Source organism: Chloroflexota bacterium (assembly GCA_018648225.1).
Taxonomy (GTDB): domain Bacteria; phylum Chloroflexota; class Anaerolineae; order Anaerolineales; family UBA11858; genus NIOZ-UU35.
Genome location: JABGRQ010000008.1, coordinates 1 through 2,041, shown reverse-complemented (window position 1 = coordinate 2,041; position 2,041 = coordinate 1). Strand labels below are relative to the sequence as shown.

The following is a 2,041-nucleotide window of genomic DNA, read 5'->3' as shown; positions in this document are numbered from 1 at the left end:
GTTCTTCTAATTCATTTGCGCCCAAAAAGCCCTCTGCGGCAGAGATGGCGCCAATCTTATAGCCTGCGAAAAGATTGGCTTTGCGGATGGCTGTGTAGGGGTTGGCGTTGTGCAGATAGCTATGGATGAAGGCCGAAAAAAGCGCGTCGCCCGCGCCGATGGTGTTAACGATGGGACGCACCTGCACGGCAGGAAAGCGTCCGATGAAGTTGTCTTTGCGCACGGCAAGCAGTGCGCCTTCGGCACCCAGACCAATGACGATAATTTCGTTGGCGTACGTTTGCAGCAAGGCTTTGGCCCAATTTTCGGGCGGCATGGGCAGATTTTCATCGCTCATAAAGAGAATATGCGCCGCGGCCATGAAATCGGCGTTGTAATCGTCATGCAGGTCGCCGATGGTATGCACATCGCTGGCGATGAATTTCTCGGCTTTGCGGGCCGCGTGCAGCATGGGGCGCGAGAAGTTGATATTGCACAACGCCAGCAGATCGCTACGTTGCATGGCTTGCTCGAAGCGCGCCGCGGGGTAGGTTTGCTCCTGAATATCCTTAAGATCAACATGGATCTGCCGCCTGCCGCTTTCATCGTAAATGATGACAGATTGCGGGGTGTGTGGGATCTGACTGAGAATATAGTCATCGCTGATCGGGTCGGCGGCCAGGGTGGCGCGCACCTGCCCGGCGGCAAAATCTTGCCCGATGATGGAGAGAAAATCGACGCGGTGGCCGAGGTGGGTCAGCGCTTTTGCCAGATTGTAGCCAACCCCCGAGACGCTGCTATTGACTCCGTGAAAGGGGTAGCGCACCGGCGAATACTGAATCGGGAAGCCATCGACGCGCAGGGTGGTTTCGATATTGATCAGACCAGAGACAAGAATGCGGGGCATGAGGGGTCAGGGCACAACCAGCATATCCACGGCGCTTTGGGCAGCGGTATCCGGGTCGGCCTGGTCTTTGAGCACGCTGATGGTGCTGCTGCTAAGCGCCGGGCTGAGTGCGCCAAGAATTTCATTTGTGGGGACTAACTGTGCCGATTGCGAGACTTGAATGAGTAAATTGCGTTGGGGATTGTCTTCCCAGGTGGTCAGCGCGCTGGGGCGTGGCGGTAAATACCCGGCAGCGGCATCCCACTCGGCCAGAAATCCGGCAGTGGTCAGAAATTCGGCCAACTCGGCAGCCAACTCCTGACGTTGGGGATCGGTGCTGGTTAACGCCCATGCCCAGCCGGTTCCGGTGGAATAGGGGATGCTGTTGGCTGTTGGAATCCCGGCCAGGGTGGAATCTTCCAGCGGTGCTTGCAGGTAACGCGATGCCCAGGTGATGACCATATCGGCCTGGCCTTCTTGATAGGCGCTCCAAAGCTGTTCCTGGGTTTCAAATTGGGTTAGCGAGAAGGGAAAATACCCGCTGCGACTGCCCTGTGAGAAAAAATTGAGTACTTCGCTAAGGGGCGTTACTTCCAATACGGGATGCGCCTCCTCATCAATTACCAATCCGCCCGAAGCGCGGTAGAGCGTGAGTGGGAAGAGCGCGTTGGGGGCTGCTGCTGCAAAAGCGAGCGGTTTGCCAAGCTCGGCCAGGGCCGCCCAATTGGCGGGCGGCGACTCGATGATTTCAGGCCGATAGACCATCAGCAGGGCATCACCGGCAAAAGGGATGCCAAAGACGTTGTTCTGAATATGTGAGAACTGACGGGCGTATTCATACCAATCGGGGTCGTCCATCACCGCTGTCAGGCCATCAAAGGGGTGCAGTAAACCCTCGGCGGCGGTGCTTTGCAGCGTGGCGTAGGGCAACGCCACAAGATCGGGCAGCGCCAGGGGCGCGGCGGCATTTGCGCTGCGCAGGGTATCGGCGATGCCCCCGGGGCCTTCTACATCTTTGATGCGCGTTTCGATGATAACCCCGGAACGGCGGGTGGTGAATTCATCCAGGCGCGCAGCGAGCAGTTTTCCGGCAGGGGAATCGCCCTGGGGGTCAAATTGGAGCGGAATCCACAAGTTGAGGATCAGCGGGCCGGTGGGAATCTCTTCGGTGGGTGC

2 protein-coding genes are annotated in these 2,041 nt (G+C 58.1%); both read right to left on the bottom strand.

What is annotated here, in order from left to right:
* Positions 1-886 (bottom strand): carbohydrate kinase family protein (locus tag HN413_00075; protein MBT3388784.1); only part of this gene is annotated, 886 nt, incomplete at its 3' end.
* 6 nt (positions 887-892) lie between these two features.
* Positions 893-2,041 (bottom strand): extracellular solute-binding protein (locus tag HN413_00070; GenBank protein MBT3388783.1); only part of this gene is annotated, 1,149 nt, incomplete at its 5' end.